This window comes from Streptomyces sp. NPDC001858, from assembly GCF_053594615.1.
In genome coordinates, this window is record NZ_JBSFEV010000054.1 from 1 (window position 1) to 19,962 (window position 19,962).

Annotated in this window: 18 protein-coding genes and 3 pseudogenes; 10 read left to right on the forward strand and 11 right to left on the reverse strand. The window is 67.2% G+C overall.

Annotated features, from left to right (window positions below; all coding sequences use genetic code 11):
- The first annotated feature begins 271 nt into the window (after nt 1–271).
- Entirely contained in the window at nt 272–493 is a 222-nt protein-coding gene (locus ACWCPF_RS41200; protein WP_451050274.1) for a hypothetical protein, read from the forward strand.
- A 25-nt stretch (nt 494–518) separates the two neighbouring features.
- On the opposite strand, the pseudogene ACWCPF_RS41205 reads toward ACWCPF_RS41200, so the two are convergent.
- Nucleotides 519–796, reverse strand: a pseudogene (locus ACWCPF_RS41205) (transposase); the annotation flags it as partial.
- Between the two features lie 76 nt (nt 797–872).
- On the opposite strand from ACWCPF_RS41205, the gene ACWCPF_RS41210 reads away from it, so the two are divergent.
- Nucleotides 873–1,672 (forward strand): IS5 family transposase gene (locus ACWCPF_RS41210; RefSeq protein WP_451050275.1). Its coding sequence is split into 2 segments (ribosomal slippage): nt 873–1,181 and nt 1,184–1,672, totalling 798 coding nucleotides; the frame shifts between segments, so codons are not numbered across the junction.
- Nucleotides 1,673–1,691: 19 nt separating this feature from the next.
- Here the strand turns inward: ACWCPF_RS41210 and ACWCPF_RS41215 are convergent.
- The gene (locus ACWCPF_RS41215; RefSeq protein WP_451050276.1) at nt 1,692–2,093 is read right to left on the reverse strand and encodes a hypothetical protein; all 402 of its coding nucleotides are present in this window, start codon (nt 2,091–2,093) and stop codon (nt 1,692–1,694) included.
- A gap of 795 nt (nt 2,094–2,888) precedes the next feature.
- Here ACWCPF_RS41215 and ACWCPF_RS41220 point away from each other — a divergent pair.
- Nucleotides 2,889–3,674: a hypothetical protein gene (locus ACWCPF_RS41220; RefSeq protein WP_451050277.1), complete on the forward strand. Its 786-nt coding sequence runs from the start codon at nt 2,889–2,891 to the stop codon at nt 3,672–3,674.
- Between the two features lie 346 nt (nt 3,675–4,020).
- Nucleotides 4,021–4,263, forward strand: a complete 243-nt coding sequence (locus ACWCPF_RS41225; RefSeq protein WP_451050278.1) for a hypothetical protein — start codon at nt 4,021–4,023, stop codon at nt 4,261–4,263.
- 125 nt (nt 4,264–4,388) lie between these two features.
- On the opposite strand, the gene ACWCPF_RS41230 is transcribed toward ACWCPF_RS41225, so the two are convergent.
- On the reverse strand, nt 4,389–4,610 hold the full coding sequence (locus ACWCPF_RS41230; RefSeq protein WP_451050279.1) for a hypothetical protein: 222 nt from the start codon (nt 4,608–4,610) through the stop codon (nt 4,389–4,391).
- 160 nt (nt 4,611–4,770) lie between these two features.
- Here ACWCPF_RS41230 and ACWCPF_RS41235 point away from each other — a divergent pair, with 160 nt between their 5' ends.
- Nucleotides 4,771–5,082: a hypothetical protein gene (locus ACWCPF_RS41235; protein WP_451050302.1), complete on the forward strand. Its 312-nt coding sequence runs from the start codon at nt 4,771–4,773 to the stop codon at nt 5,080–5,082.
- A 4-nt stretch (nt 5,083–5,086) separates the two neighbouring features.
- On the opposite strand, the pseudogene ACWCPF_RS41240 reads toward ACWCPF_RS41235, so the two are convergent.
- Nucleotides 5,087–5,853: pseudogene (locus ACWCPF_RS41240) on the reverse strand (transposase); the annotation flags it as partial.
- 7 nt (nt 5,854–5,860) lie between these two features.
- Nucleotides 5,861–6,205, reverse strand: a complete 345-nt coding sequence (locus tag ACWCPF_RS41245; RefSeq protein WP_451050280.1) for a hypothetical protein — start codon at nt 6,203–6,205, stop codon at nt 5,861–5,863.
- Nucleotides 6,206–6,535: 330 nt separating this feature from the next.
- On the opposite strand from ACWCPF_RS41245, the gene ACWCPF_RS41250 reads away from it, so the two are divergent.
- Both ACWCPF_RS41250 and ACWCPF_RS41255 read left to right on the forward strand, forming a co-directional pair.
- Nucleotides 6,536–6,874 (forward strand): hypothetical protein, encoded by a 339-nt coding sequence (locus ACWCPF_RS41250; protein ID WP_451050281.1) that lies wholly within the window; start codon nt 6,536–6,538, stop codon nt 6,872–6,874.
- A 78-nt stretch (nt 6,875–6,952) separates the two neighbouring features.
- Complete coding sequence (locus ACWCPF_RS41255) at nt 6,953–7,180, forward strand: hypothetical protein (protein WP_451050282.1); 228 nt, start codon at nt 6,953–6,955, stop codon at nt 7,178–7,180.
- 172 nt (nt 7,181–7,352) lie between these two features.
- On the opposite strand, the gene ACWCPF_RS41260 is transcribed toward ACWCPF_RS41255, so the two are convergent.
- The 4 genes from ACWCPF_RS41260 to ACWCPF_RS41275 all read right to left on the reverse strand — a co-directional run bounded on the left by ACWCPF_RS41260 (nt 7,353) and on the right by ACWCPF_RS41275 (nt 9,877).
- Nucleotides 7,353–7,985, reverse strand: coding sequence for a hypothetical protein (locus ACWCPF_RS41260; RefSeq protein ID WP_451050283.1), 633 nt, complete (start codon nt 7,983–7,985; stop codon nt 7,353–7,355).
- 72 nt (nt 7,986–8,057) lie between these two features.
- Nucleotides 8,058–8,459 (reverse strand): PIN domain-containing protein, encoded by a 402-nt coding sequence (locus ACWCPF_RS41265; protein ID WP_451050284.1) that lies wholly within the window; start codon nt 8,457–8,459, stop codon nt 8,058–8,060.
- A gap of 27 nt (nt 8,460–8,486) precedes the next feature.
- Nucleotides 8,487–8,642, reverse strand: a complete 156-nt coding sequence (locus tag ACWCPF_RS41270; protein ID WP_451050285.1) for a hypothetical protein — start codon at nt 8,640–8,642, stop codon at nt 8,487–8,489.
- 53 nt (nt 8,643–8,695) lie between these two features.
- On the reverse strand, nt 8,696–9,877 hold the full coding sequence (locus ACWCPF_RS41275; RefSeq protein ID WP_451050286.1) for an ISAs1 family transposase: 1,182 nt from the start codon (nt 9,875–9,877) through the stop codon (nt 8,696–8,698).
- Nucleotides 9,878–10,182: 305 nt separating this feature from the next.
- Here ACWCPF_RS41275 and ACWCPF_RS41280 point away from each other — a divergent pair, with 305 nt between their 5' ends.
- Nucleotides 10,183–11,001, forward strand: a complete 819-nt coding sequence (locus ACWCPF_RS41280; RefSeq protein ID WP_451050287.1) for a hypothetical protein — start codon at nt 10,183–10,185, stop codon at nt 10,999–11,001.
- Between the two features lie 826 nt (nt 11,002–11,827).
- Here ACWCPF_RS41280 and ACWCPF_RS41285 read toward each other — a convergent pair.
- A pseudogene (locus ACWCPF_RS41285) lies at nt 11,828–11,920 on the reverse strand (IS5/IS1182 family transposase); the annotation flags it as partial.
- Nucleotides 11,921–12,558: 638 nt separating this feature from the next.
- Between ACWCPF_RS41285 and ACWCPF_RS41290 the strand changes: the two are divergent.
- Nucleotides 12,559–15,330 carry a DUF6603 domain-containing protein gene (locus ACWCPF_RS41290; protein ID WP_451050288.1) on the forward strand — a complete coding sequence of 924 codons (2,772 nt, stop codon included), beginning with the start codon at nt 12,559–12,561 and terminating at the stop codon, nt 15,328–15,330.
- On the forward strand, nt 15,327–18,287 hold the full coding sequence (locus tag ACWCPF_RS41295) for a hypothetical protein (protein ID WP_451050289.1): 2,961 nt from the start codon (nt 15,327–15,329) through the stop codon (nt 18,285–18,287). The genes ACWCPF_RS41290 and ACWCPF_RS41295 overlap by 4 nt, the downstream gene beginning before the upstream one ends.
- Nucleotides 18,288–18,322: 35 nt before the next feature.
- On the opposite strand, the gene ACWCPF_RS41300 is transcribed toward ACWCPF_RS41295, so the two are convergent.
- Nucleotides 18,323–19,960, reverse strand: a complete 1,638-nt coding sequence (locus ACWCPF_RS41300) for a hypothetical protein (RefSeq protein WP_451050290.1) — start codon at nt 19,958–19,960, stop codon at nt 18,323–18,325.
- Nucleotides 19,961–19,962 lie beyond the last annotated feature (2 nt).

Sequence of the window (19,962 nt, forward strand, 5' to 3'; positions counted from 1 at the left end):
CCCACTCTGCATTCGTCAGATCCCCACGGCCCATACAGCCAGCCTGGCCCCCAACATCCCACTCACGTCAGGAGATCCGAGAAACAGCGCCTAGGTCCTCTCTTTCGGATCTTGACGGTTCCCGGATGGCACTCCCTGCTCCTGGGTCTGGGAGTGCCCCGACGTTGTGCGCCTGCAGATTTCTGAGGGCAAAGCCCAGGGCCTGTTCGCCGGGCGGGTGAGGTCGCAATCCGATGGCCACCTTCTCTGCAACGTCCTTAGGGTCGTTGGGATGACACACAACACTGTTGATCCGGCGACGATCACACCGGAGATAGCTGCTCAGATCCGCACGTGGCGATGCGATGAGGACTACTCCTGGCGCGCTGTGGCGCAGGCCGCGTCCGACCTGTGGGGGTCCGAATGGGGCAGCAATCAGCTCTTCGGCGAAGACCTCTGCGTGGCCGCAGCGAAGCTGCTGGGCGAAAACCCCTACCGGGAACCTTGGAATTAATTCTCGGGTCCTCCCTGTTCAGCGGGCGGACCAGATGAAGATGGTAGGCCCGGTCCGCCAGGACCATCAGGGGCCGCGTGCGTGGTCGGCCGATCGCTCTTGGCACGCGCAGCGCGGCCATGACGTGCTCGGACGCGGGCGCATCATTGGCCTGACCGGGCGTGAGGACAAAGCACAGCGGTCGGCAACGGCTGTCCGCGGCAAGGTGGATCTTAGTCGTCAGCCCACCACGGGAGCGTCCGATCGCGTGGTGGCCGGGCTCGGTGGCTGGGGCCCTTTTTTGCGGGCTCCGGCCGTGTGCTGAGAGCTCGTAACACGATCTTGTTGAGGTGTCCTGGCCGGGCGTGACCGATGTGACGATTCGGCCGTTCGGGAGGGTGTGAGTACTCGGCCGTGGATCGTGGATGACGACTTGTGGACGCTGATCGAGCCGCTGCTGCCACCCTGGCCGGAGCGATCGCCGGGGCCGCGGCCGGTGCCAGACTGGCTGTGTCTGCACGGCATCCTGTACGTGCTCCACAACGACATAGCCTGGCAACTGCAGCTGGGGTTCGGCTCCGGACAGACCTGCTGGCGGCGTCTGGAGCGGTGGCAGCAGGCTGGGGTCTTCGACCGGCTGCACCGCATTCTGCTTGCCGAGCTGAATGCGGCCGGCGAACTCGACTGGTCCAGGGCGTGTGTGGACGGCTCCCACTTCCGTGCGAAAAAGGGGGAGCCGACACCGGTCCGTCACCGGTCGACCGCCGGAAGACAGGCAGCAAGCACCGCTTGATCTGCGACGGACGCGGCACCCCGCTCAAGGTCATCACCACTGCGGCGAACGTCAACGACGTCACCCAGACCCTCGCCCTGGTCGACGGCATCCCGCCGGTGGCCGGGCGCCCCGGCCGGCCACGCCGCCGCCCCGATTCGCTGCTCGGGGACAAGGGATACGACTCCAACCCGAACCGCGAGGAACTGCGCAAGCGCCGGATCCTGCCGGTGATCTCCCGCAAGGGCGCCCCGAACATCAAGGGCCTGGGCAAGCTCCGCTACGTCGTCGAGCAGACCTTCGCCCTGCTCCACCAGTTCAAACGCCTCGCCGTCCGCTGGGAATTCCGAACTGAACTCCACGACGCCTTCATCTCCTTGGCCTGCGGCCTCATCTGCTGGAGGCGACGGAAGAAGCGCCGATCATGATCGTGTCACGAGCTTTTGGCTACAACTCACACCACTCACCCAGAGGGCCGGCCGGCCGCGTTTGCATGAAGTCGTGCACCAGTTCCCACGCCCGGTCGATGTCCAGGACAAAGTCGCCGGTGAACACGGCGAGGGCGTCCATGATCGGGACTTCGACCTCGGCACCCGAGGGCACGGTGCCGTCTCCTACGAGCAGAGACATCCGCTCGGTGTCAGCCATTACGTGGACGACCGCGTGATTATCTCGGAAGGCCAGGATCAGCGCCGGGAACTTCCTGGTCGGCGACCGAACCTCGAGGTACCCCTGGCCACAGGAACGCAGGTCGTTGAAGCGATCTGACAGATCCTTCGCCTCTGAACGTCTCTCAACCGGATGGAACAGTCCAGATTCCGGCGACGTCGCCGCCCACATCACGCTCATCCAGCCCCTCTTCCCCACACAAGCCGTCGCCCACGATTCAGGGCCACGCTCCCACGCTCCACCACGACAGGACTACTGGGGCTGGCCCGCATGATCGTGTTACGAGCTCTGATGGGCTCGCACGATTGTGGAATCGACCGCGACGACCCAGTCCAGGTCTCTCTCTCGGCATCCGCCTGGGCGAGCAGGGCAGTGAAGACCCGTTCCCACGTACCGTCGATCGCGCAGTTCCGCAGCCGCGTATAGACGCCCTTCCACGAGCTGTACTCGACGGGCAGGTGCACCGGTTCTGCCAGCTTCGATCGCGGTTCTGGGCGGACTCGGCGTATGAAAAGTGCAACAGCTCTGTCATAGATGGCAGTTGAGTAGATTTGATCATGTCTGCGTGGAGATGATGTAAGGCATGACAGGCGTGCAGCGAGCATGTTGGTGGGGTCTCGGCGGACTGGGCACTGCTGTATCGGTGGGCCTGGTGGTGTGGGTGACCGCGACTCATCCTGAAGGTTCAGGGCAAGCGTGGGGCGCGGTGGGGGCGGTAGCCGGGGTCGCGGCAGTAGTGGTCGCCCTATGGCAACTGCGTGCCTCCGCTTCCTCTGCCGTGGCATCTTCACCCACTGGCTCGATGAGGGGTGAAAGCGGCGCAATCGTTACGGGCGGGAGTGTGACAAACTCCTCGACTTCGGTCACGGGCGCCCCGTCTGTTGCTCCGACACAGGTTCCTTCGGGGAGGAGCGGTAGCACCGGTGCCATCGTGGCCGGGGGGAATGTCGAGGGCTCGAACACCAGCTACCAAGTATGAACCTCGACCCTGAAGAAAATCCATCCCCGCAGGAATCCATCTTTTGGCTTGAAGGGGAAACTGGTTCCATCGTCGCTGGCGGGGATGTCATCGGTTCCTCTACGCACTATTTCCGGGCTGAGAAGGTCATCTTCCTGTCCTCTGATGATGCAATCCGCCCCCTCGTGGGGGCTAGCTCCGAGATGATTTCTGCCCTTCGAGGGCTCTCCGGTGATGCGCCGACATGGTCGGAAGTTCGAGATCCGCTCCTTGAGTTGTATGCAATTTTGGACGAGTGGTGCGAAGCGGCTGAGGCGTTGGAGAGGCTTGTCAGGGGCGTCCTTAGAGCGCATCAGCCCGATGGGAAATTCCTTTACTACCCCCCATTTGCCAGAATTCCACCCATTCGTTCTGGGCAGACCAATCTGGTGCCCGGCTATATTGACCGAATTCAGTCAGAAATTCGCGGACTATTGAAGGAGAGGGTGCATTGGACGAAGCGGTGGAGCCTCTCTCGTCGGCGCAAGGCTGCGCGGAGGGGCTTGCGTAATGTCATGAGAATCTACTGCCCGGACGTCCTAGAGTCGTTCGAAGCTGCAGTAGAGGGCCGTTCGGCATGGATGGAAGAGAACCGCGCCGAGCTGATCCTCCTTGTTGAGAATCCGGACGCTTCGGCTGAGGAAATTTCGCAGGCTTCTTTCGGTTTGAGTCAAACCTATTATGCAATGTATGTGGCGCGGGGGAGGCTGGGTGAAATGATTCGGGAGGCATTTCCGCTAGGTCCGACCCCGGGGAGTGCGTGAGCGCCCGCATTCTGTATCGAGATTCCCCATGCGGTTCCAGCTCGCCGTCCGCTCCCTCGGCCCGGCAGCTGCCCGAGCCCGACCAGCTGAAGGACCTCAGCTTCGTCCAGCGGTACCAGCCCATCGCCAAGCGCCTGCGCACAACGCTGGACGCCCGTCCCGCCTGCAGGAACTGACTCGACAGGGCTGGCCCGCACCGCGACCCGTGGGCCAGCCCTTCGAGGCTCTCGGTTCTCTTGACCGGCTCACCGGCCATGCCCGCGCCGTCGCCGCATTCTCGCTAACGGCCGGACTGTCAGTGCCCGCCCGTACCCTGTCGCCCAAACACTGCGACAGGAGGGGCAACGTGGCCCGTAACGGCATCAATCGGCGTGAACTCGATAGATGGGCCAAGGGCCTGGTCAAGGAAGCGAACAAGAGCCTGGAGCGAGCAGCCCGCCGCAACCCCTCGCGCGTGCCCGTCCAGTTCGCGACCACCACGACAGGGGGCGGCGCGTTGAACGGCGGTGGGGGGATCGAGAGTAGGGCCCACCTGGCACAGCTGCTGCTGTGGCTGGACGCCTACGCCCAACAGCATCCCGGGCACTAGGTCGACGTTACCCGGTTCGTTGAAGAACAGGAACTGACCGAAGACGCGTCCGTGCTCGCCCTCCAGCTGGAGCAGCGCGGTCTGGCAGACCTCGCCCGGACCTTCGGAAGCGGTGCGCCTCACGTTCACTCACGGACGAAGGCTGCGTCGCCGTGCACACCTTGAAGAACCTGCAGAAGGATCGCGCCGCTCGTCTCCGTCACACGATGGACGCCTTCCTCCGGTGGCTCTAGGACGCCGCGGGCGATCAGTCGCCCATCGACCCGGGCCTGTTCCTCGCCACGCCTGGGGCGTTCTTCGCCGGAGCCGAGATCCCCCAGGCCGACCTCCAGCAGGCGCTCGTCCACCTGGCGGAGAACGACCTCATCGAACCCATCGGCGCCAACCCCGTCACCGTCGCCATCACCACTCAGGGCGTCAGCTGCGCCCTGTCAGGAGGAAGCGTGCAGGACCACACCAACCAGCAGCGCTCCGGCACTACCTACAGCAACTTCCTGCCGAACGCGCATGGCGTCATCATCGGCGAGGCAGCAGAACGTCACCCAGAACAACACCGCCGGCATCGACCCAAGCGCGTTCGTCCAGCTGGCCGGCTTCGTCGGCCAGATCAGCAACACCCTGGGCATGCCTGACCAGGACCGCGAGGAACTGGAGCGCGTCGCCCAGGAGCTCCATGACGAAGCAACGTCGCCGAGCCCCGAGCCGGGTCGGATGCGGCAGTTCGCGACGCAGGTCAAGGACATGCTGGTGGGAGCCGGAGTGACGGCGGCCGCCCGGGTCGGCACCTCAGACATGGCTGACCAGGGTGAAGCCCGTTGATCCATCCGGCGAGGGCGAGATTGTGCAGTCGGGCGATGCCGAGCACGGCGTGGTGGACGCCATCGCCCTTCAAACGGCAATCGCGGAGGATCTTCCACGTCTTCATGCGGGCGAAGACGTGCTCGACTTGCGCTCGGACCTGCTTGTGGGACTTGTTGTGCTCCTCTTTCCAGGCTGGAAGTTCGCTCTGGCCGCGCTGCCGGCGGTGCGGGATGACAAGTCCGGTGCCTGGGTAGCCGCCGTCGGCGATCGTGAGTGTTCTGCCGACGGCGGCCTTGGTGCCGGATTCCTCCCACGCCTTGCAGTCGTTGCGGTTCCCGGCGAGGGGCCGGCCGACCACAACGACCAGGCGGGTGTCGGCGTCGATGACGGCTTGGTGGTTGGTGGAGTGCCGGTAATTCTCGACCGCTCGGCGATGGCGTGGTCACGGGTGGGGACCAGAGTGCCGTCCACGATGAGAACGGTGTCTTTGGTGAACCGTCTACGGGACTGGAGCGCGAGCAGCGGCCCGAGGTGGTCGATGATGCGGTCCGCTGCCGACTTCGAGATCCCGAACAGCGGGGCGAGTTGGCGCATGGTGAGGTTCGTGCGCCAGTACGCGGTGACCAGCAAGGTCCGGTCTTCCAACGGAAGGCTCCACGGCCGGCCTTTGCGGACCGTATCTGCACCTGCTCGACGCAGCACCGCCACCAGCTTCCCGAAAGCGCGCGGGCTCAGCCCGGAGAACGGGGCTATCCAGGAAGACTCCGACGCCGTGATCACACCAGACACAGCGAGATCATCCCACTGCTTCAGGTTCCCCCTGCTCGAACGCGATGCGGCAGCGTTCTACCTGCTCGGCCACCTGCTCCATAAACCAGCACATGACCTCGTAGGGGACAACGCGCTCCTCAGGGCTCCAGACGCGGACGGTCGGCTGCAGATTCGGGTCCTCGTCCGGGACACTCGCTACCAAGAAGGCAGAGCCGGGCAAGTGGGTCACCGCAGCGTCGGAGTTCTCGGGCCTCTCGACCGCCACAGGTACAGCCTCGCTCAGCTCCACGGCCCAGGCATCATCGGGCAAGGCGTAGTGGAACAGGACAGCGTAGTGCCGACCTGCGTGTTCCTTGAATTCCCATGGCATGTCAGCATGCTGCCACAGCTGCCGTTTCGGAGGCTCTCGGATATCCCGGCTCTCACCGGGGCGCAACCCGGCCAGCGTTTGCGGGACAGCCCTTAGGGAGCAGTTCCATACGGCGATTGTTGACGCGACAAAGAAAATGTATACACAGGGTGCTACGCAGGCGAGAAATCAGTCGTAAGTAATTCAACTGAAACACCCTTCCCTGTGGGGGTCGCCTAAACGCTGGCGGCCCCCACATTCCTGCCCCTCAGTGGGGGATGAACGGTCGGTTCAGGTACTATTCTCCCTAAATCATGCACGAGAAACGCATCAATAAATCAAGGAGTCGCCATGGAATCTGCTGACCGTCGCGCCGGGCTCCTGTTGCCTCTGACTGCCGGCGGGATTGCGGCAGGGGCGACGATTTGGGTAGTTGCCAACATTTGGGCTTCCTGTGACGTTGGCGGTGGCGCCAATGGCGGCATTCTGCTCTTCTGCTTTCTGCCGACCTGGTGGGCCTTCTCTTCTCTATGGAGCATGATTTTCAGGGTGCTCGCCGGCAAGAGCGCCGCCTGGGCATTCGCTGTCGCTTTCTGTATAAGCGTCGTTCTTTCCTGGGGGCTGATCGCCTGGATCGGCATCCTTGACTCATATCCAGCACCCATTTGCCCAGGAAATATCCCTGAGTGATGGCCGAGTTTTATACCTGTATAAAGGTAACGTGCGAGCCGGTGAAGCTTTCCGGTCACAGCACTATAGGGTGCCCGTATGCATGTGACGATCGAGCGAGTGCAGGCGAAGCTGAAGAGGACGTGCGGCATGTGCGGTCACGGCCTCGGATCGCATGACAAACCCGATCCTGAACGGGGTGTGCCGCACTCTCCGCCGCAGGCGTGTCACGTGAAGCGGGGCTGCATGTGCATCGTCTTCCGGCCCGCCGACATGGTGTGCAAACCGGAGGTCAGGGACGCGGTGCTGCGGAGCCTGGCCGGCTGAGCGGCGCCGCCACCACGGCAGCCTGAAAGATCTGACCCGAGGTCCGGACACACCACGGGCCCCGGGGGAGAAGACATCCTGGGGCCCGGCTCGGGATCTCTGCAGTTTAACAATGCTGCGAGGTGCGAGTCACGTGGTAGTCGGCTGCCGCTCGATGGCACAGCCCGCTTCGTCATTCACATTGGCTGGTGCCGTCGGAATCCGGCTTATTGGCGGGCGCTTCCTCGAAGACATCTGAGGACTCCAATGGCACGGCATCGTCCTCGCCTGTGCCCTCACCAGCGTTCGGCTGCCGCACCCCGGTGGCGATGTCGAGTTTCGGCATGGAAGCAGCAATCTGTTGGGCGAGCCTTTGCACCGGGTTGTCGACTAGTGCTTGGAGCGCTGCGTGGTCTGCGGCGAGTTTCTGGGAAAGCTGATTGGTGGCCAGGTCGAGGCTAGGCAACGAGGGTGAGAACTGTTCGGCGACCAGGTGATCGATCGAGGACTGTGCAGCGACCACACTCCGCTTCGCACCTGCGGCAACGTCAGCAACGCGTTTCTTGAGGGCCCGCAGAATCTTCATGCATAGCTCGTCGCCAGTGTCCGGTGGTGACGGATCCTTCGTCGCGAGAAGAGTCGGCGCCGCATCACCCTGGGCGGTCGAGAAGAGGACCTTCATCTGCCACACCCAGGCGATGTACCTCGGCTTCGCTACCTCGCCGTTGAGGGCAAGGCCGTACAGCATCCAGCTGGCCTTGGCCGTGTACCAGACGTCGCCCTCGATCTCGTGCCCCGTGATGTCCGTGACGCTGAGGAGATCCACCTCGGGTGAGGCGACCCACTCACGCCACTCCACTGCGGCGTCGGCGGCGTCCAGACCGGCGAATCCGACGGGCTAGCTGAGGATCTCTGCAGCGGTCTGGGCAACCCGCTCTCGAACAGCCTGCGACCTCAGCAGGAGACCTGCGGCAGCCTCTGCATCCTTCCCGGACACCTCCTTGGTGAACTGGGAGACCACCTGGTCGAAGTCCTTGAGCCGGGTGAGTCGGCCTTCCAGGCCCCGCACGTCCTCGTTCAGCGGATACGGGTAGACGGTTCCGTCACCGAAGTCCGAGGTGTTGTCCGTCACGAAGCAGACATGCTCCTCGGGGTTCTGCTTGAGGAACTCCAGAATGGAGAACCAGATCGCCGCGTCGCGAGCACCTTCAGAATGGTCCTTGGCCCGCTTCGCCGGCGGGAGTGCCATCGCTTCTCGGGCAAGTGCCTTGCGGGCTACCTCCCCGCTGGTCTCGATCACTTCGAAGATCTCGCTGTAGACGCCCCGTCAGTGGTCCAGGAAACGCTCCAGGGCGAGTGGCTCCAACGAGCTTTCGAGCTCCCATGGACGAACGTCCCGCAGCTTTTCCAGGGTGTTCATGACTGCCTGGTGCTTGTCCGGATAGAACTTGGCCTGGTGAGCGGCCATTTCCTGCAGCACCATCCAAGGCACAGCCACCCCAGGGTCTTTGAGAAGTGACCTTGTGTCCGGGTTCGTCATGTCAGGCCGAGGGCGGTGAGGGGCCGCTGGTGGTTTCGGGCGGTGTGGCGGAGGGCGGCGGCGATGTTGGTATGGCCGTCTTGGCGGTGGATGCCGATGGCGAGGTTGCGCAGGCCGGCCATGACGCGGGGCAGGTGGCGGGTGCGGATGTGCGAGGCGTCCTCGTGGAAGGTGCGGTCGCGGACGTGGTGCAGCTGGTTCTCGATGTGCCAGTGGCCGCGGATCCAGGCGGCGAGTTCGCTGCCGGTGGCCGCTCCGGGCGGCAGGCTCGTGACCAGGTAGACCCGTTCGATTGTCAGGTTGCCCGTGCCCCTGTCCCGTCTCCAGCGTACGACTTGGAGGGCTTGGCGGGCGTGGGGATAGTCGATGTGGGCGAACGAGGCGGTCTTCAAGCGGCGGATCTCGTCGCGGTGGTGGGCCTGGGTGCGCTCGATGTGGTCCAGGCGGATGTCGCGCCAGGGAAGGCGGCGGACCCGCTCATGGAGTCCGGGATGGTTCCGCTTGACGACGGCCAGGTAGTGAGCCCCGCGTTCGTGCAGGTAGGAGGCGTGGTCGTGCTGGGTGTGCAGGGCGTCGGCGGTGATCACGGCGTCGGTTAGGTCGATGCTGTCCAGGAGCGGGGCGAAGGCCGGGATCTCGTTGCTCTTCCCGTCGATCTGTCGTTGGGCGAGGACCTGGCCGCTGTGGGTCATGGCGGCGATCAGTGCAGTGGCCGTCCGCCTGGCGGTGCGGGAGCCGCGGAGTGTCTTGCCGTCGACGGCGATGACCTTTCGTCCGGGGGCCGGGGCCTTGCGTTCCTGGAGGAAGTCGCCGATGGCGCGGTCAAGGGCATCGCCGTCCGCGGCGGCCAGGACGAGGCGCATGGTCGTGGCATGGGGCGGGCGGATCAGGCCGGTGAGCGGGTCGGGGCGGAAGCCGAGCAGGGCCAGGACGCGCTGCGGCGCGTCGGTGACCCACTCTCCGATCGCCGTAATCGAGGCGGCGCCGGCCAGAACGGCGGCGGCCGCAGCGGTGAGCAGGGCCGTACATGGGTGGCGGATGCCGCGACGGGCCCGTGGGTCAGGCACCGTGGCCAGATAACTCCGCAGGCCAGTGGCTGTCTCCAGTGGGGCTGGGCCGGAGGCGTCCCCCAGTTGCCGAAGGCATGACGGCATGCGGGAAGATGGGTGCGCAGGCATGGACTCGCTCAGTGCTCATACGGATTCGACACCCACATGATCACCAGCGGCCATGCCTGTTCTGTGTCCAGGGCTGCCGCCGACAGAAGTCGACATGCCGTCACATCCGTTGCTCAGCAGGCGAACCGTCGGCACTTCACAAAGACCCTGACCACCCGGTCCACCAACCCTGGCGGATACACCCAGGTCAACAGACGCCCACCCCGCGCCGCTTTGTAGCGATGTTTGTCGCTGTAAAGCCACCTCTCCGAATCGGTGTCCGTCCTGCGGATGCCGGTCGGCGCGGGATGAGACAGGGTGGAAAGATGCCTCTTGCGTCGAAACTCTTCCGCAATGACCCGGCGCTGCAGAAGTGCCTGGTGTCCGACGCCAGTCACGTCACGCCCGGCGCCCAGGGCGATCACGTCACCAAGATCCAGGCAGCGCTCGTCACGCTGGGCGCCGGGGTGATCGCGCCGGACGAGGTCGAGGGCAGGCTCTACGGTCCGACAACAGCGCGGACCGTACTGGCCTTCAAGGGGCCGCCACGCAACATCCTGGGTCCCGGCCAGACGACGCCGGACAACATCGTCGGGAAGAAGACGATCGCCACGCTCGACAACGAGCTCGTGGCGTTCGAGAACCGGCCGCCGCCCGCCGTGATCAGCCTGTTTGTCTCATTGACCCACGAAGGATCCCCGCACGACCACAACACGTGCCCGGTGGACACCAGCGGGCACTCGGTCGACCACATGGCCACGCCGATCAACCCGGGCCTCGGGCGGAAAGTGAACATCGGTGGCGAAGGGGAAACGCAGTACCAGGGCTTCGAAGACTTTGTCACGGACTCCGGCGTTATAGGCCCGCCTCGCCCGCTGACCGACACCATTGCGAGCGACACAGCCACGGACATCGCGCTGCGGTCCGCGCCCATCACCACGCGCGGAGAGCGCGAGATCCGCCGGATTGCGGCGTCCGGCGCACGCCTCACCATCGCCACGAACACGTTCACGCTGCCGAAGATGGAGCAGATCGTGCAGCGGCTCGGCGGGGTCGTAATCGAACGCATCTCACTGCCGGACACCTCGGTCCCTGACGGACTCGGCTACCAGGTCCTGGTCGTCGTACTCCCGGTCAAGTTCTGAGGCGGCTGTTCCCAGGCGTGCAGGAAGGTACGTGCCGATGGGAGTGTGTCGTCGGGTGATCACGGAGTGCGGCAACGGTCGCGTTGGCAGGCACCGATCAGCGGGGCCGTGCCGCGCTGATCGGCTGGCAGTTCGTTCCGGTACTCGGCCTGCGGGGCGTCGAAAACGCAGTGGTGGATGGTTCCCAGGTGGAGGTTGGCGAACTGGGTGGCGAGCAGGGCGGCCTCGGCCTGTGCATCGGCGATCTGCGCCCGGAGGGCGGGGTCCTCGTTCTTGGTCGAGATGAACCTTCCTCCGTGACGTCCTCGGCTTCCCCGGCGTCGACGCGGGCGGCGGCTGGCTCATCTTCAAGTTGCCCCCGGCCGAAGTCGCCGTGCACCCAGCCGACGGCCCACCTTGGCACGAGTTCTACCTGATGTGCGACGACCTTGATTCCCAGCTTGGCGACTTCCGCGCCAAGGGCGTCGAGATCACCCGCCCGGTAATCGAACAGCGAACAAGGTGCTTGCCACACTGATGTTCGTGATCGGCCAGGTCAACTTCTTCATCCCTGTGGCGCTCATCGCCAAGCCGGTACCAGGCCGGTCGTTCACCGACCCGTGGAAGTGAGGCCACGAGGCTATGGCTCGCTCGGGTTTCCAGGCGGGACCCGAGCGTGCCACCCCTCAGACACCTCGGCCGTGACCATGAGTTGAGATCACGCCGTGGCCGGGAGACTGCGCATCCACAGCATGGCCCGCGGAGGTGGAGTCCGGCGGGGTAGCTGTCCGGTGCCAAGTCGTAGCGGGTGGCGAATCCCTGCCACTCCTTGATCTTGTTGAAACAGGGCCTGTCCGGCGGTGAGGACGAAGGACAGGGGGCGACAGCGCCGGTCCGCCGCGAGGACCTTGCTGGTCAGGCCACCCCGAGAGCGCCCCGGCTGGTCGGCGCGCGGCAGATTTCCGTGTCGCCCGCGCAGCGCTCGGCGCTGCCTCCCACCGCGTCCGCGTGTCCCCACTCGGCCGTCTTTGTGTGGGGGCACCGCGGGTCGTGGTTCGTGCATGAGCACGGGTCACTGCGCCGTGCTGCTGGTGGAGGCGTGCAACGTCGGGCTGACTTCGGTCGCCAGGACCGACGTTCCGGCGCTCACCCCGTGGCCGTCTGGCCCAGGTCGATCAGGGCTACCTCGGGGTCGAGAGCGTTCCGGCCGCGAACGTGATCGCCTCCGTGGTCGAGGGCCCGGAGACCGGCGAGGCCGACTCAGACGCGGGCGCGGAAGTCTCCCTCGGAGATGTGTATGAGTATGTCCAAGACTCGATGACCTGCTGTGCACATCCATGTCCGGGATGGGGTGGCCGGCCACCTGCCGGCCCCCCGTCCGATACAGCGCGTGCGTCCCGCTGCTGGTGAAATCCCTCTCTGAACCCCCGGAAGCGCGACTCCCCATGCTGCTCGCCTGCGGTCGCGGACCGGCCACGATCCGCGACCGCAGGCCGTGAACTCGCCGTGGTCGGGCTGGGGACCTACTGTCGAAAGAGCACGGCGTTTCCCGCGATTCCGCTGGGAAGGCGAGCTGCGATGGATCCGAACACTCTCTTGAAGACCGTGTCGGCGCTGTTCTGGAAGCTGGCCGACGACGCGGCACGCACCCTACGAGACCCGCTGGCAGGCCTTCAGGCGCTCGCCGACGAGCACTCGGCACTGCAGGACAAGCTCCTGGAGCCGCTGGCCGCCCTCCCCGACAGCCACGCCCTGCTCCGGCTGCTGCGCGAAGCACTCGGCGACGTCACCGACGCCGGATCGCCCGTCCGCGCCCATGGATGGGAGCGCGCACCCGGAGCGGCACGCGGTCTGGCCCTCGTACTGACCGACGGCGGCTCCCGCGCCGTGCTCGCCGTGTCACCGGGGCCGGACGACACCGGCCCGACCGTCGATGTCGTCGTCACCCCGGGCGTGACGTTCAGCCGCGCACACCCCGACGGCCTCTGGAGCGTCACCGCCGAAGCGCAGTCCCAGGACGCCTGGACCGCGTCCTTCTCTCCCGGCGGCGCGTCCGTGACCCCGGCGGGGACCGCGACGATCACCCTGGCCCATCGTGCTCAGATCACCTGCGGCCCGGCCGACGGGCCCCACGTCTCGATGGACGCCCTCCACCTCACGGCGACAACATCACCCCAGGTCCCCTTCACCGTCGAACTCGGCGTGCTGGGCTTCCAAGCAGCCGTACTGCCGCCCGCGCTCTCGTCCTTCCTGGGCGACAGCGGCGCCACTACCACTAGCAAGACCGACTTCGCCATCCGGGCGAGCCGCGCGGACGGCCTGCGGTTCGGGGACGGCGTCGCCCGCCTCGAACTCCCCGTCAGCCTGAACCTTCCGGGCGCAACCGCCCGGCGCTTCGCACTGGAACTCGACGACGACGGCACCGGAGTCGTCCTCAGACCGACGCTGTCCCTGTTCGCGAAGCCGGCCGCCCTCCCGCTGAGCGCCGACCTCGACGGCCTGGGGCTCAGCCTGCCCGTCAGCTTCGACGCCGACCGGATCGGTGTCGACCCACTGCGCATCTCGGCGAACTTCCCCACCGGAATGGGCATCGGGCTCGCTGCGGGCCCGGTCTCCGGCGGCGGGTCGGTGCAGCAGCGCGGTGAAGCCGGCAGCGGTGCGTACGCGGGCGTCCTGGACGTCGACCTCGGCGTGGTCCGCGTACAGGCGATCGGACTGCTGCAACTCCCCGTCAATGACAAGCAGTTGTCGTTCCTGATACTGCTCGGTGCGGAGTTCGGGTACCCGGGGATCCAGCTCAGCTTCGGCTTCGCACTCGACGCGGTCGGCGGCCTGGTCGGCGTCAACCGGCGGGTCGACGAGGAGCGTCTGCGCGGGCTGATCCTCGACGGCAACGCCGACCGGATCCTGTTCCCGGGCAACGCCGTCGCCCGTGCCGACGAGATAGCGGGCTCCCTGGAAGCCTGTTTCCCGGTCGCGAGGAGCCGGTTCGTCATCGGCCCGATGGTGCGCATCACCTGGGGCGGCCGGATCGTCTCCCTGTCCGCCGCGCTCATCCTGGACATGCCCGACCCGGTACGGGCCTTCCTTGTCGGCCGGCTGACGATCGCCCTGCCGGATCCCGTCGTGCCGCTGATCCGGCTCCAGGCCAACGTCTTCGGCAAGATCGATCCCGGTGTGCCGTCGGTCGAGCTGCTGGCGACCCTCACCGGGTCGCGCATCGTCGGCCTGCCCGTCGCCGGTGAGTTCTTCCTGCTGCTGCGCGGCGGACGCGAGGCGGTGTTCGTCCTGTCCGCCGGCGGCTTCCACCCGCGCTACTCCCGCCCGCCCGGCGTACCCCAACTGCAGCGGCTGTCCATGGACTTGGGCAACGGAATCATCAGCCTGCGCGCGGAGGCATACCTGGCGCTGACCTCGAACTCGCTGCAGTTCGGCGCCAAGCTCCACCTCGACGCCGTGATCGCCGGGTGCGGTGTGGAGGGCTACCTCGGCCTCGACGCGCTCTTCGTGTGGGAGCCGACGCTGTCCTTCGCCGTGCACGTGTACGCCGGGGTCGCCGTCCTCGCATTCGGCGAGCGACTGGCCTCCATAGGGCTCGACTTCACCCTGGAAGGGCCCGCGCCCTGGCACGCGTTCGGCACGGGAACCATCTCCGTGCTGTTCTGGGACGTGTCCTTGGACTTCGACGAGCGGTGGGGCGAACTCCCGGCGTCGGCGGCCCGGGCCGAGGACATCCTCCCGCTGTTGCGCGACGCACTGGCCAAGCCGGACGCCTGGACGGCCGAGCGCAGCCTGGCGGACCGCAGTGGCCTGCGATACACCGACGTGGCCAACGGATTGCTAGCCCGCGGCGAAGTGGCAGCGCCGGACGCCACCTTCCGCGTGAGCGAGAAGGTCGTCCCGCTCGAAAAGCCGATCACCCGATTCCACCGGGTGGGTGTGCCCGAGCAGTCGTGGCGGATCACCCCTGTCGAGCGGGCGACGGACGAACCGATGGATACCTTCGGACCGCTCACGGAGCCGTTCGTACCCGGCGAATTCTTCGCGATGAACGACGAAGAGCAGTTGTCCCGCCCTGCCTTCGAAGACTGTACGAGCGGCGTCCGGCTCTCCGACACCGACGTCCGGATCGGCTCACGGCACCTCGTCGACGAGAGCTACGAGACCGGCTACAAGGTCGAGCCGGACTGGTTCACCGGGCCACCGCCGCAGAACGGCCGGGCCCTGGCCGGCACCGGAGCGTTCGTCCTCGAAGGCTTCGCCCGCCTTGTGCGCGCGGCCGAGAGGGCCGACCGGTGGCGTGCCGCGCAACGACCGATCGACACGATGAAGGTGGAGATCCTGCGATGACCCGCCGTTGGTTCATCTCGTCCGCAGAGGTCGGCGCCGCGGCCGACGCGACATCGGTGACAGGCTCCAGGCCGTCGTTCAGCCCCGCCGTCCGTATCACCCGGGCGATCAAAGGCATGGAGGACGAGACCTTCCCCGACCGCCCCGGCCCCGCCCTCCAGCTCCTCGGCCCCGGCGACACCATCGGCTTCGACCGCGCGGTGGTCGTACGGGAGGAACCGCCGCCGGGATGCCCGAACAGCCCGGCCAACTACCTCGCCCATGTGGAGTTCTCGGACGCGAGCCTCCCGTGGCTGCTCAGCTTCCCAGCCGCCCGGAAGGTGCCATGGCTGGCCCTGCTCGTCCTGCGCGACGACGAGGGCGACCTGAAGCAGGGTGTCCCGCTGCCCGTAGTCGAAGCCCCCGCGACCGCACTGCCCGACCTGGGCGACGCCTGGGCGTGGGTACACGTCGAGGCGCGGGTGGAGGACGGCGAGACCCCCGACGGCGCCGTCACCCGGGATGTACGCAGCGGCGTCGACAACGTCGTCGCCCGGCTGATCTGCCCGCGCGCGCTCGATCCGGACCAAGGCTGGCTGGCGTGCGTGGTCCCGGCCACCAAAGCGGGCGTCGCCGCCGGTCTCGGCGACACACCGCCGCCGGACGGCACCGCCCCGGCATGGTCGCCAGGACAGCCGCACGCCCGGCTGCCCGTCTATCACTCGTGGCGCTTTCGCACCGGGCCGAAAGGATCGTTCGAGGAACTCGCCCGCAAGGTCGCACCGGTCGAGGGAGACAGCCTCGACGGCTTCGGCTCCCGCACCGTGGACGTACGCCGCCCGTGGCCACACAAGGACGTACTGCAGGGCGTGGCACCCGCGCAGGTCACCGTGCCCGTCCACGGCGCCCTGCGGCTGCCGCACACCGACACCGCGAAAGACGTGTGGAGCGACACGGCCAGCATGCAGAAGTTCCGTGAGCTGATCATCGACCACCTGGACGCGCCGGCGGCCCGGCGGCAGCCCGACCGGGTGGGGATGCCGCCGGACCGCGACGAGAAAGCCGTCGCCGCACCCCTGTACGGAAGCCATCACACCGGCGCGCAGCAGGTTCCCGCGGACGGCTGGATGAACGAGCTGAACACACAGGTGAAATATCGCATCGCGGCCGCGATCGGCGCCCGCTACGTCCAGCTGGAACAGGAATTCCTGATGGCCCGCGCCTGGGAGCAGGTCGGGGAGGTCAACGAGGCGAACCAGGCCCTCGCGGCGACGGAACTCGCCGCCGAGGCCGCCCGGGCGGCACAGGCCAAACACCTCGACCCCATGCGGACCGCCCCGCTCACCGAACTGTCCTCGCTCTACCGTGACGTCGTCGAGACCGAGGAGGAGGGCACGGGCGGACGGCCGGTCGCGAGCCTGCTGCGCCACTCGGCCGTCCCGGACGGCGTCGCCACGACGGCCTTCGTCCGGCTGACCCGCCCCGGCGGCGCGCTCCGCCGCCGCAGCAGCCGGGCCATGCAGGTGGCAGCGGCCTCGGCGCCGGCGCCGGCAGCGGTCCCGGTGAGTGACGTGAGCGCGCCGGCCGCCGCGCCCTTCCTCAGCCGGGCCCTGGACGCCTCGAAGCTCTCCTTGCCGTCGACCTGGCTTGCCGGGGTCGAGCGCTCCGCGATCCCGCCGGCCGGCGAAGTCGTACACGGGCCGATGGCCGCATCGGAGGCCCGCGCCGGCGACCCGTCGGCCGCCTTCGCGTCCCAGACCCTCAACGACGTGCTGTTCGGACTGTGGATGATCGCCGTCGACTTCTGCGAGGAAGGCATAGACGGCCCGATGTTCCCCGAGTTCGGCGACCCGAGAAAGGAACTCGAAGCCCTCTTCGTCATGAAGCACGAACGGGAACAGCAGGGTGAGCCTCGTGCAGCGGCGCAGCCTCCGGCGCGGCAGGGGGCCCTGCGCGGGATCCGTCGGAAGATCAGCGCCGAGGAGCGAGCCACACCCCTACTGGCCGCAGCCGGTCTGGGCATGACGTCCGGCACACTCGTCACGCGCATCCGGAGCGCTATCCGCCCGGTCCCGCAGGCTATGGGACACATGACGTCGCGTCTCGGCCAGGTGGTGATGGGTGAACGCACCGACCAGGACGCCCGCCCGCTGCGCCCGATCATGACCCACCCGGAGTTCGGGTTCCCGGTCGCGGCGGAGCTGCTGACCCGCTGGCCCGAATGGGCCGTACCGGGCATCTCGGCCTTCCCTGACAACTCTTCGACGCTCCTCGAACCCAACCCGGCCTTCGTGGAGGCGATGCTGGTCGGACTGAACCAGGAGTTCAACCGCGAGCTCCGGTGGCGCGAGTATCCGACGGACGAGGCGGGCACACCGTTCTCCCGCTTCTGGCCGCCGGGCGGCGCCGCCCCCGGCTACGGCGAGATCGCCCGCTGGGGGCTGGACGACAGACTGGGCGACCACGGCCCCGACCGGGGCACGAGCCTTCTCGTCGTCCTGATCCGCGGCGAGGTACTGCAGCGGTATCCGGGCACCGTCGTCCTCGCCGCCAAGTCCGTGGACCGGAAGGTGGAAAGCCCGGACGTCACCTGGAAGGAACCCAGGTTCGTACTGCCCGTGGACGAACGCACCAACCTGTACGGGTTCGCCGGCCTGACCGCCGCACAGGCCGTCGCCGACCGCTGGATGTTCGTGATGCGCGAACCCATGCGCGGCGCCCAGTTCGGCTTCGACGTACGGACGCCCCAATCCCCGCCGTTCGACTCCTGGCCCAACCTCACCTGGGACGAGGTCCCGACCGTGAACGGATTCGTCGTACCGAGGGTGACCGGCGGACGCCCGCCCACCCTCGCCCCCGGCCAGGACCCTCCCGGGTGGGAGGGCCTGGACGCTTCGGATTTCGCGCGGATCCTCTTCCAGCGCCCGTTCCAACTGGCCTTCTCGGCGAGCGCGATGGTCGGCGAACCGCCTGCGTGACGTAACCGTTGCATCGCGGCTGTGGTACGTACCGCCTACGGCCATGTCTCGGACGGCCGGACCACATCGAAGTGCAGTCCGCTGGAACTCTCACCGCCACTGGGGTTCTTCTCGCGGCGGACCCACCCGTGCCAGGAGCCGTCGAACCACCTCGCGAGCACCGGGCGGCGGGTGACCAGCGCCCCCTCCCTCGGCACCTCCTCCTCGTGCACCCAGTGGTCGGTGTGCAGCAGACTGCCGAGCGGCTTCGAGTCCGCGCCGGGCTGCAGCAGTGGCACGAGGGCGAACCGGATCGACGCCGCCGTCGTCGCGTGCGGCACGAGCGGCAGCCAGTAGTCGGGCACGATCGTCTGCACCGCGTACGAACCGGCCGGGTTGGGCGGCGGCCCCTGCGGGGCGATGCGCAGCCAGCGCGCCCTGCGGTCGACGAGCTCGCCCCGGACATCGGTGAAGGACGTCTCGACGGCCCACGCGAGATTGGCCAGTTCGTCGCGCGCGAGCATCACCGATTCGAGCCGCTCGCCGACGGCGCCTTGTCCGGACGGCAGGAGCAGCAGTCCGTCGTCGGCGCCGGTGACCGTGAACAGGTTCCAGTGGGGGTTGTCGCGCCCGGCGCGTTCGACGGTGTGCGTGGCGCCGAACGAGTCGGTGACGACGATCGGCTTCAGCGTCGTCAGCGAACCGGCCGGCACTTCCAGCGGGACCAGGAACCAGTCGTTGCCGTAGACCTCGGCGAAGGCGATCAGCAGCAGGCGGCCGGTGTCCAGCGCGGAGACTTCCGTCGACCCGAAGTCCACTTGGGAGTCTTCCGCCTCCCAGAAGCGATCGGCCGGGATCCCGCCGAAGCGTACGGTCGAGGGGACCACCTCGTGACGGAACGGCCTGACGGGTGCCGAGCCCGCTGCCGGTGAGGCGGCGGGGTCGAGATCGACACTGAACCAGTCCAAGCCGTCGCCCAGGTATTCCTCGGCATGGAAGACCCGGTCGCCGAACGAGAAGTCCGCGCTGTGCTCGAAGCGGTGCGGATCGAACGTGTCGAGCGCATCCGGCGTACCGGGTTCGGAGGGCACCGTCGCGGGAGCGACCCTGTGCCACCAGCCGATCCACCGTTCGCCGACGGCGGCCAGCCCCGGTACCCGCAGCCCGTTGCCGTCCAGATCCTTGGCCAGTTCGACCGCATCGGGGACCTTGGGCGCGAGCAGCGTGACGAGATTCGCCGGCTCCGCGGGCATCGACGTGAACGCGTAAGCGGCCAGGACTTGCGGGAGCTTGGCCGTCATGCCTGCCTCGTCCAGCAGCCGGACGAAATGCGCGCCGCCTTCCACCCGCAGGTATTCGTCCGGACCGGCGGCATCCTCCGACTCGACGAGCGCATCGAGCGGACCGGTCGTCGGGTCGTACGGCACCCAGGGCCGGGGACCCGCCGGAGCCGGCAGGTCCCCCTGGCCCGCCGGCCGCCATGCGGAAACGAGGGTGCTGTGCCCGTCGATCTGCGCGAGCACGGGCGAGCCGGCATCCTGGCCGGCGAATTCGCCGAACTGCCACTGCCGCACGAGGGCCCATGCGGGATCGTGTACGCGGGCCGCGAGCCCGGAGGCCACCTCGTGGGTACGCGAGAGCGGCTCCAGCCGGAACCGAAATACTCCGTTGTGTTCAAACGCCGTCCGGGGCATCG

Bases quoted from the DNA above. Each gene is read 5' to 3' on its own strand.
- ACWCPF_RS41235 (WP_451050302.1), top strand. From the start codon at position 4,771: ATGGCGTCATCATCGGCGAGGCAGCAGAACGTCACCCAGAACAACACC.
- ACWCPF_RS41270 (WP_451050285.1), bottom strand. From the start codon at position 8,642: ATGGTGCTGCAGGAAATGGCCGCTCACCAGGCCAAGTTCTATCCGGAC.
- ACWCPF_RS41275 (WP_451050286.1), bottom strand. From the start codon at position 9,877: ATGCCTGCGCACCCATCTTCCCGCATGCCGTCATGCCTTCGGCAACTG.
- ACWCPF_RS41220 (WP_451050277.1), top strand. From the start codon at position 2,889: ATGAACCTCGACCCTGAAGAAAATCCATCCCCGCAGGAATCCATCTTT.
- ACWCPF_RS41250 (WP_451050281.1), top strand. From the start codon at position 6,536: ATGGAATCTGCTGACCGTCGCGCCGGGCTCCTGTTGCCTCTGACTGCC.
- ACWCPF_RS41290 (WP_451050288.1), top strand. From the start codon at position 12,559: ATGGATCCGAACACTCTCTTGAAGACCGTGTCGGCGCTGTTCTGGAAG.
- ACWCPF_RS41295 (WP_451050289.1), top strand. From the start codon at position 15,327: ATGACCCGCCGTTGGTTCATCTCGTCCGCAGAGGTCGGCGCCGCGGCC.
- ACWCPF_RS41255 (WP_451050282.1), top strand. From the start codon at position 6,953: ATGCATGTGACGATCGAGCGAGTGCAGGCGAAGCTGAAGAGGACGTGC.
- ACWCPF_RS41200 (WP_451050274.1), top strand. From the start codon at position 272: ATGACACACAACACTGTTGATCCGGCGACGATCACACCGGAGATAGCT.
- ACWCPF_RS41300 (WP_451050290.1), bottom strand. From the start codon at position 19,960: ATGCCCCGGACGGCGTTTGAACACAACGGAGTATTTCGGTTCCGGCTG.
- ACWCPF_RS41245 (WP_451050280.1), bottom strand. From the start codon at position 6,205: ATGCCATGGGAATTCAAGGAACACGCAGGTCGGCACTACGCTGTCCTG.
- ACWCPF_RS41280 (WP_451050287.1), top strand. From the start codon at position 10,183: ATGCCTCTTGCGTCGAAACTCTTCCGCAATGACCCGGCGCTGCAGAAG.
- ACWCPF_RS41215 (WP_451050276.1), bottom strand. From the start codon at position 2,093: ATGAGCGTGATGTGGGCGGCGACGTCGCCGGAATCTGGACTGTTCCAT.